At 72.0% G+C, this 7,460-nt stretch carries 6 protein-coding genes; 3 read left to right on the forward strand and 3 right to left on the reverse strand.

Features of this window, described 5'->3' with window-relative positions:
- Window positions 1-210: 210 nt before the first annotated feature.
- Window positions 211-1,560: a ParB/Srx family N-terminal domain-containing protein gene (locus tag SSBG_RS05025; protein ID WP_008745133.1), complete on the reverse strand. Its 1,350-nt coding sequence runs from the start codon at window positions 1,558-1,560 to the stop codon at window positions 211-213.
- A gap of 262 nt (window positions 1,561-1,822) precedes the next feature.
- Window positions 1,823-3,745 carry a glycosyl hydrolase family 28-related protein gene (locus SSBG_RS05030; RefSeq protein ID WP_037868977.1) on the reverse strand — a complete coding sequence of 641 codons (1,923 nt, stop codon included), beginning with the start codon at window positions 3,743-3,745 and terminating at the stop codon, window positions 1,823-1,825.
- A gap of 242 nt (window positions 3,746-3,987) precedes the next feature.
- Here SSBG_RS05030 and SSBG_RS05035 point away from each other — a divergent pair, with 242 nt between their 5' ends.
- From SSBG_RS05035 to pspAB, 3 genes are all read left to right on the forward strand, one after another.
- A complete protein-coding gene (locus SSBG_RS05035; protein WP_008745135.1) occupies window positions 3,988-4,221 on the forward strand; it encodes a hypothetical protein in 234 nt (77 codons plus the stop codon).
- A gap of 310 nt (window positions 4,222-4,531) precedes the next feature.
- Window positions 4,532-5,440, forward strand: a complete 909-nt coding sequence (htpX, locus tag SSBG_RS05040) for a zinc metalloprotease HtpX (RefSeq protein WP_008745136.1) — start codon at window positions 4,532-4,534, stop codon at window positions 5,438-5,440.
- 34 nt (window positions 5,441-5,474) lie between these two features.
- Window positions 5,475-6,059, forward strand: a complete 585-nt coding sequence (gene pspAB / locus SSBG_RS05045; RefSeq protein ID WP_008745137.1) for a PspA-associated protein PspAB — start codon at window positions 5,475-5,477, stop codon at window positions 6,057-6,059.
- 85 nt (window positions 6,060-6,144) lie between these two features.
- Here pspAB and ssuE read toward each other — a convergent pair whose 3' ends face one another.
- On the reverse strand, window positions 6,145-6,702 hold the full coding sequence (ssuE, locus tag SSBG_RS05050; protein ID WP_008745138.1) for an NADPH-dependent FMN reductase: 558 nt from the start codon (window positions 6,700-6,702) through the stop codon (window positions 6,145-6,147).
- Window positions 6,703-7,460: the final 758 nt, after the last annotated feature.

Consider the following 7,460-nt stretch of genomic DNA (forward strand, 5'->3'; position numbering starts at 1 on the left):
AGGCACGGTGCCCGAGGCGCGGCCCGTGGGGGGCCGCGTGGGGTGCACAGGTATCCGTGCCGTCTTCGAGGTTCGGCCGGGCCGCGCGCGATGTCAATGCGAAGGTACGAACCTTCGGTACGGATTCTTTACGCGCGCGGCCCGTCAACCCCCTCGCGGTGTGCGCCTGTTGAAGGATCAAGGGGGAGCATTGCGACGGCACGGGACAAGTCAGCCCCGCGTGTTCGCCACCAACTGCACGGGGCCGCCGAAGGTGTTGGCGGAGCAGCCCGGCCCCTCGGTGCGCAGACCCGATCCGACGACGGAGAGCGGCCCTTCGACGCGCGTGCCGCAGACGTGGACGCTCCGCGCGCCCACGGCCCGCACGGGGCCGGTGATGTCGGCGCCGAGTGCGACGAGCGAGGCTCCGGCGCGTACGACGACGGGGCCGGTCTGGCGCGTGTTGTCGAGGCACGTGACCCCGGAGGCGACGACGAGCGGGCCCGTGCGGGGGCCGCGCAGGGTGGTGGTGCAGGGGGGCGGGGCGACGACGCGGGAGCGGTAGTCGAGCGCGAAGGCGAGTTTGCCGGGCTTCTCCGCGGTGAGCGGCTGCGCGAGTTTGCCGAACTCGCCCTTGCCGGGCTTCTTTCCGTCGTTCCACTCGTCAAGCCGGCCGAGTTCGGCCGCCGTGCGCCCGTCCGCGATGATCTCGTCCGGGTCGGCCGCGACCATCAACTCCGAGGCGTCGCGCACCGCCTGGAGGTACGAGGCCGGGTCCTGGAGGTCGTACGCGCCGAGGTCGAGCCGCTCGCGCAGCCAGCCGCCCCACAGGAACTCCAGGTACTCGGCGGCGTCCTCGGGCGCGGAGTAGCCGATGTCGCGCGTGAAGTAGACGAGGGAGCGGTAGGGGTCGTCGTGGAGGCGGGAGAGGCCGAGGCGGGTGGGTAGTTCGCCGGTGGTGATCGGGGTGCCGTCCTCGTCGCGGAGCCAGACCCAGTGGTGGGCGCGCATCTCGTCCCAGAAGGCGCTCTGGTCCAGGTCGCTGTAGTCGGCCTGGACGCGCAGCCTGATGGGGGTCTGGGGGCCGCCGTCGGCCGCCTCCCAGAAGGAGGTGAGGCTGTGGTGGCCGTCGGTGAGGTAGAGGGTGCCGCCGGGGCCGATGACGACGGTCTTCATCGCGGCGAGGCTCTTGCCGGTCTCCTCGCCGAGCGGGATCTCGCAGGTGAAGCTCGCGGGGTCGGCGAGCCTCGCGCCCGCGGGGACCTTCTCGGCCTCGCCCTGGCCGTTGGTCTCGCACCAGTCGTCGAAGCGCTTGTTGAAGTCCCCGGCCTGCTCGTCCTTCCGGCTCCCGTACCGGCCGAGCTTGTAGAAGATCTGGTCCTTGCCGACGGAGGGCTGGGTGGGGCGGAGCTGATCGAGGCGGACGGTGAGGAGGTCGCCGGCGCGTGCGGCGGGCGCGGGCGCGGCGGCGCCCGCCTGCGGAGCGGCGGCGAGAAGCGCGCCGGCGGCCGCGGCGGTGGCGAGCCCCGCGCGCAGGCGGCGGGGGGTGCGGGCGGTACGGGGCGGGGTGACGGTGGACACGAGAGCTCCCGGTACGGGGCGGGGTGGACGAGGACATCCACGCACGCGGGAACGGCCACCCGGTGGCGACGGGCCGAAGACGGGTGAACGAGCGGGGTGAACGGCCGGGAATGCCCGGCACACACGCGACCCCATGCCCGGCAGCCCCGTGCCCCGGGCGGCGGCAAGTCCGCCCGGGGCACGGGGTTCTTGGCGCGGGCGCGGGGTCCACCAACCCCGCGCCGGTCTCGGCGGGCCCGTCCGTGCGGAGCGGGCCCCGGGATCACCTGGCGGCCTGCGGCCCCCCGGTGATCGTGAACTGGGAGCCGGGCTCGACGAGTACGTCCCCGTCCCGTGAGCCGCTGATGGTGACGTCCGTGAGGCTCGCGTCACCGCGCGCGCCGCCCATCGCGAGGATGCCGGAGCCGTTGTTCGACTTGTCGATCGTCACGCCGCTGATCTTCGCGCCGGGCACCGCGCCGCCGCCGGACTTGAACTGGATGCCGTCGTAGGTGGAATCGTGGATGTCGGTGTCCTTGATGACCACGCCCGGGATGTCCTGGCTCGCGGGGAAGACCGTGATCGCGCCGAACTCCTGGGCCTCGCCCCAGAAGGCGCCGCCCGTGCGGTGGAGGCTGTTGCCCGAGATGAGGGTCTCGCCGGAGAAGGGCAGCGGGTCGTGGTCGGTGGCGAGCATGATGCCCGGGTAGTTCATCGTGTCGGAGACGATGTTGTCCTCGATACTGTTGCCGTAACCGCCGTAGATCGCCAGGCCGTTGGCACGCCAGGGCAGCTGGATCGTGTTATGGGCGAAGGTGTTGTCGTGGCCGATGTCGGTGGCCGGGTCCTTGACGTAGCGGTTGGCCCAGACGGCGAGCGAGTCGTCCCCGGTGGTGCGGAAGGAGGAGTCGGTGACGCTCGAATTGCGCGTGCCGTTGGTGAAGTTGATGCCGTCCGCGTAGGTGTCGCGTACGCGCATCCCGCTGAACTCCAGGCCGTCGGCCGGGTTCCACAGCTCGGGGATGTTGGAGTAGTCGCGGCCGACCCAGACGCCGACGTTGGCGTGCTCGATCCACACGTTGGAGATCTTCGTGTTCTTGCCGAAGCGGCCGTTGAGCCCGACGCCGCCCTCGGCGTTGCCGTCCCCGCCCCGGATGCGTCCCGAGCCGAAGATGGCGAGGTCGGAGATCTGCGTGTTGTCGTCGATGTCGAAGCCGAAGTTGCCCTCGTGCGGGTGGTTGATGCCGCCCGCGTCCTGCGGCTCGGTGAGCGTGTAGAGCTGCGAGTGCCACATCCCGGCGCCGACGACGCGGACGTCGCGGATGCCGACCTGGTTGTACTCGCCCCGGTGCTCGGGGTCCTTCGTGAGGATCTTCTGCTCCTGACGCCACTGCCCCGCCGGTATCCAGACACAGTCGATGTCGCCGTTCTGGTCGGCGGTGACAGCGGCCTGGAGGGCCTCGGTGTCGTCCTTCCCGTCGTCGGGCACGGCACCGTACTCGGTGATCGAGGTGCACTCGGCCGGTTTCTCGGCGGGCGGGGCGACCTGCTCCAGGTCGACCAGGTCCACGACGTAGTACGCGGCGTCGTCCCCGTCGTCCTTCCGGAGCTGGAACCGCGTGCCGGCCGGGTAGCTCTTGTCGAGGAGCGTGTGGCTCTCGTCGAAGAGCCGGCGCGCGTCGCCGCCGGGGGTGTTCGTCAGGCCCTCGGGGTCGTCGGTGTTCCCGTACAGCCACGAGTGCTGCGAGGACAGGTCGAGCTTCCGCACGAACTGCCCGTCCGCGTACAGGCTCAGCGTCGCCTCCTGGCCGCCGCCGCCCGGGGCGTCGGGGATGGAGTTGCGCACGACGAGCGAGTTGGTGGCCACGGTGGAGGTGAAGCCCGCGTAGTCGCCGCTCTTCTCCAGGCGCACGGAGCTGCGGCCGCTCGACTCGCTCGCGAAGTTGGTGTGGCCGAAGGTCCGCTCGGCGTCGGCGGTGAGCAGGGTGCCCTGGTAGTCGCCGTCCTCCAGTTCGTACTCGGTGTACGGGACCTGGGCGCCCTGGGCGGCGGTGGGGCCGGGGTCCGCCGCGGCCGGTGGGGCGGCCGTCGCGGAGCCCGCGGGCAGCAGCCCGCCGAAGAGGAGGGCCGCGACGGGAGCCGCGGCGAGCAGGCGTCTGGCCCGGTGGTGCCCGCCGTGCGGGGACCGGGATGTCCTGTGGGTCATGAATCCTCTGTTCTGTGGGGGTAGACAGAGTTGCTTGCCGCTTCTTGCAGGGTGAATGTGAGTTTTTTGAGTCACACCGTCGCTCTCCTGCGTTGCAGAACGAAGAGTTTTCAATCAGGTGATGTGATTGTCAACAGTCCGCACATTGACCCATTCGATGGAATCCGAGTTGCGGACGTGGATATGACGCCTCACCAGGGGAAGTCTCGCTGCGAACGACCCCACCTCACCGAGGAGTTTGTATGCGCCTTCGCACCGCCTTCGCCGCCACCGCCCTCGCCGCCACCGCCGTCCTGGGCGGCGCGAGCCTGGCTTCCGCTCACGAGGGCCCGTCCTTCGTGGCCGGCGAGGCCGAGTACACCCACGCGCACATCAACGGCGACTACCTGAACCTCGGTGGTCCGTACGGCATCACGAAGGGCCACCTCGACGGCTCGTACACCAACGGCGAGCTGGGCTTCGTCGCCGCGAAGTGACGCAGGGCCCACCGGCCCGACCCCGTGCGCGGCCCCGGCGTCCCTCTTTCGAGGGGTGCCGGGGCCGCGGCATGTCCGGGTGAGCCGCCGGGGCCCGCGACCGTGGGGGGCGGGTTGCCGCCGGGGCTCGCGACCGTCGGAGGCGCGCTGCCGCCGGGGCGCCCGCTCCCGTCGCGGGCCCGCTGCCGGTGTCGAACATCCGTTTACGCCCGTTCGACACGGAAAGGGGCACTATGGAGGGAGCGGAGCCGGAAGCGGCAAAAGGACAGCGGCAGCCGGTGGCAGCGGAAGGCAATGAGGGGAGGCGGGAATGGCCCGCAGTCGTTCACGCTACGCGCCCGATCAAGGGCTCACCGTCCGCATGGTGACCACGATGTTCCTCATCGGGCTGCTCTACGTCGTCCTCGTCGGCGTCCTGCTCGCGGTACTGCGCGGGGCCTGGCCCATCATCCTGATCGCGGTCGGCGCGCTCTTCGTCGCGCAGTTCTGGTTCAGCGACCGCATCGCCGCCTTCGGCATGGGCGCGCGCGAGGTGAACCCGGAGCAGGCCCCGGAGCTGCACGGGGTCGTGGACCGGATCTGCGCCCTCGCCGATCTCAGGAAGCCACGGGTCGCGATCGCCGACAGCGACGTCCCCAACGCCTTCGCCACCGGGCGCAACGAGCGCTCGGCGCTGGTGTGCGTGACGACGGGCCTACTCCGGCGGCTGGAGCCGGAGGAACTGGAGGGCGTGCTCGCGCACGAGATGTCACACATGGCGCACCGTGACGTCTTCGTCATGACGATCGCCTCCTTCCTCGGCGTGCTGGCCGGGCTCATCACCCGGATGGCCCTGTGGAGCGGGCTCTCGCGCGGCGGGAACAGGAACGACCCGGTGGGCGTCGCCCTGCTCCTGATTCCGCTGGTGAGCGCCGCCGTGTACACGATCGGTTTCCTCCTGACGCGCCTGCTGTCGCGCTACCGCGAGCTGTCCGCCGACCGCGCGGCCGCCCTCCTGACCGGGCGGCCCTCCGCGCTCGCCTCTGCGCTGACGAAGGTGAGCGGGCAGATGTCGCGCATCCCGACGCGTGACCTGCGCCAGGCGGAGCCGTACAACGCCTTCTTCTTCGTGCCCGCCTTCTCCTCGAAGGCGAGCCTCGGCCGGCTGCTCTCCTCGCACCCGACGCTCCAGCAGCGCTTGGACCAGCTCTCCCGCATCTCGGCGCAGCTCTCCCGCTGAGCCCCGCCCGTCACCGTTCCCGACTGGAGGTCGCGTGGGTTTCCTCGACGCGCTGCTCGGCCGCTCGAAGCCGGTCCGCCCCGATCTCGACCAGCTCTTCGCCGTGCCCTCGGCGGCGCTCACCCTCCAGGCGGCGACCGGTTTCCGGCCGACGGGGCGCGGGTCGGTCTGCTTCGCCGCCGCCGAGGGCGCCTCCTTCGCCCGGGTCCGGGACGACGTGCGGGCGCTGCTCGACGCCGATACGGAGCGGGGCGGTGTCCCCGTCGAGTTCAGCCGCGACCCGTACGGCTACACGTGGCTGCTCTCGACCCAGCCCCCGGAGGACCTGAGCGGCCTCGTCACCGACCTGCACGCCGTGAACACGCTCCTGGAGGAGGGCGGTTTCGGCCCGCAGCTTTTGTGCTCGCTCCTCGCCTTCCAGGACGAGCACGGCCGGCCCCTGGGGCTCGTCTACCTCTACAAGCGCGGCAGCTTCTACCCCTTCGCGCCGCTGCCCGGAGCCACGGAGAAGCGGGACAACCAGCTGGAGCTGGAGGTCCGCGCCGCCCTCGGCACCGACCTGCGCCTGGAGGAGGACCTGAGCCGGTGGTTCCCGGTCTGGGGCGCGCCGGGGCTGTGACCGCGCGGTACCGGGTACGGGCGCGCACGGGCGTACGGTTCCGGGACGTCGGCCGCCTCCCCCTCCCGTACCGTCCCTCCTGCGCTCAGCCCACCGGGAGGGGGCTCGGAAAGGCCGTGTGCAGGGCGCGCGCGAAGGTGTCGGTCACCTGGCCCAGCGTCTCCGCGGTCCCTGGCGCGATCGTGAGAGAACCGTCCGCCTCCACCACGAGGTCCTTGTCCACCACGAACCACCCCGGCACCACGTGAGCCGCGCCCATCGACGTCAGAACCGGCCGCAAGGCGTAGTCCAGCGCGAGAACGTGCGCCGTGGACCCACCCGTGGCCAGGGGCAGCACGGTCTTGCCCGCCAGGGCGTGCTGCGGCAACACGTCCAGCAACGTCTTCAGCAGACCGGAATACGCCGCCTTGTACACCGGAGTGCCCACCACCACACCGTCCGCCTCCGCGAAAGCGCGCGCGGCACCCACTATCGCCGGATGCCCGAACTCGGCGGCCAGCAACGGCCCGGCGGGCAGAGAACGCACGTCCAGCACACTCACCTCGTGCCCCTGCGCCCGCAAGAAGCCGTCCAGATGACGCAGAAGACGAGCGGTACGCGAAGACGCGGACGGACTGCCGGAAACGGAGAGAACGCGGGCCATGACGATGCCTTCCGTGGTGGGGAGACGCGGATCGCCGCCGGGCGGCGACACGCGGGACGAGGTCTTCGCGGGGGGACTCCGGAAAACCGGCGGCCGGGGCGGCGACGGAGCGACGCCGGAGGTCGTGGAGCACGTCGCGCCGCGCGCCCGGGTACGCGCCCGGACCACGCGGTGACGAGGCGGGTTCCGCGCGGGAGCGGGCCGGCCGGGGGGGGCGGGAGCCGTTCGTCAGGTGCCGGGCACGGCGGCCCGGGCGCGAGGAGGCGGGGAGGGGGCGGACGGCCCGGGAGGCGGCCGGCCCGCACCGCGGTGCGGCGCGCGGGACTACAGGTACCGGGCCGGGTGGCGCTGATTCAGCGACAGAGGGCGCTGGAGGTGCGCCGCAGGTCCACGTAGCGGCACACCACACCGGGGTGAGTCGTGTGCATGTCTCTCATCCTGCGGCGGCCCCGGTGGGGCTGTCAACGGACACCTCGGGGTGTCTCATGGGCCGGGACCCGGTTCCCGGCCGGTCCTTCCGGCTCGGGCCGAAGGCCCGTCAGGCCGGCGCGGGCTCGGGGCGTCGTCCCCCACGGGCGCCGCGCGGGAGACGGGCCGCCCTCGCCGGGCGGGCCGCTCCTTCGGCCGTACGAAGCCGGTCCGCCGCTCCGGGCCAGGCCGTCAGCTTCGCGGGCGTGGCACGCGGCGGTCCCGGCACACGCGGCCCGACTGCCGTCAGGCCGTTCCGCCGGTACGTGCCCCATGCGGCGTGCCCGTTG

Origin of the sequence: Streptomyces sp. SPB074 (genome assembly GCF_000154905.1) — a bacterium.
Taxonomy (GTDB): domain Bacteria; phylum Actinomycetota; class Actinomycetes; order Streptomycetales; family Streptomycetaceae; genus Streptomyces.